The sequence below is a fragment of the Mesorhizobium sp. CO1-1-11 genome (assembly GCF_020164995.1).
Classification (GTDB): Bacteria; Pseudomonadota; Alphaproteobacteria; order Rhizobiales; family Rhizobiaceae; genus Mesorhizobium; species Mesorhizobium australicum.
Map to the genome: position 1 here is coordinate 1 of NZ_JAIUHE010000057.1, position 1,051 is coordinate 1,051.

1 protein-coding gene is annotated in these 1,051 nt (G+C 64.3%); it reads left to right on the forward strand.

Features of this window, described 5'->3' with window-relative positions:
- A partial coding sequence (gene tuf, locus LB554_RS29400) for an elongation factor Tu (RefSeq protein WP_224588314.1) occupies positions 1-1,050 on the forward strand: 1,050 nt, incomplete at its 5' end.
- Position 1,051 lies beyond the last annotated feature (1 nt).

A 1,051-nucleotide genomic window follows, 5' to 3' on the forward strand; every position in this document is an offset into this window, starting at 1 on the left:
GACCAGATCGATGCGGCGCCTGAAGAGAAGGCGCGCGGCATCACGATCTCGACGGCTCACGTCGAATACGAGACCGCCAACCGCCACTATGCCCACGTCGACTGCCCCGGCCACGCCGACTATGTGAAGAACATGATCACCGGTGCCGCGCAGATGGACGGCGCGATCCTGGTCGTGTCGGCCGCCGACGGCCCGATGCCGCAGACCCGCGAGCATATCCTGCTTGCCCGTCAGGTCGGCGTGCCGTCGATCGTTGTGTTCCTGAACAAGGTCGACCAGGTCGACGACGCCGAGCTGCTCGAACTGGTCGAGCTCGAGGTTCGCGAACTGCTGTCGAAGAACGAATTCCCCGGCGACGACATTCCGATCGTCAAGGGTTCGGCGCTGGCCGCTCTGGAAGATTCGGACAAGAAGATCGGCGAGGACGCGATCCGCGAGCTGATGGCTGCGGTCGACGCCTACATCCCGACGCCGGTTCGTCCGCTCGACAAGCCGTTCCTGATGCCGATCGAGGACGTGTTCTCGATCTCGGGCCGCGGCACGGTCGTCACCGGCCGCGTCGAGCGCGGCGTGGTCAAGGTCGGCGAGGAACTGGAGATCATCGGCATCCGTCCGACGACCAAGACGACCTGCACGGGCGTCGAAATGTTCCGCAAGCTGCTCGACCAGGGCCAGGCTGGCGACAACATCGGCGCGCTGCTGCGCGGCGTTGATCGTGAAGGTGTCGAGCGCGGCCAGGTTCTGGCCAAGCCGGGCACGGTGAAGCCGCACAAGAAGTTCGTGGCCGAAGCCTACATCCTGACCAAGGACGAAGGCGGCCGTCATACGCCGTTCTTCACCAACTACCGTCCGCAGTTCTACTTCCGCACGACCGACGTGACCGGCATCGTGTCGCTGCCGGAAGGCACCGAGATGGTGATGCCCGGCGACAACATCACGGTCGATGTCGAGCTGATCGTGCCGATCGCCATGGAAGAGAAGCTGCGCTTCGCCATCCGTGAAGGCGGCCGCACCGTCGGTGCCGGCATCGTCGTCACCATCAAAGAGTAAT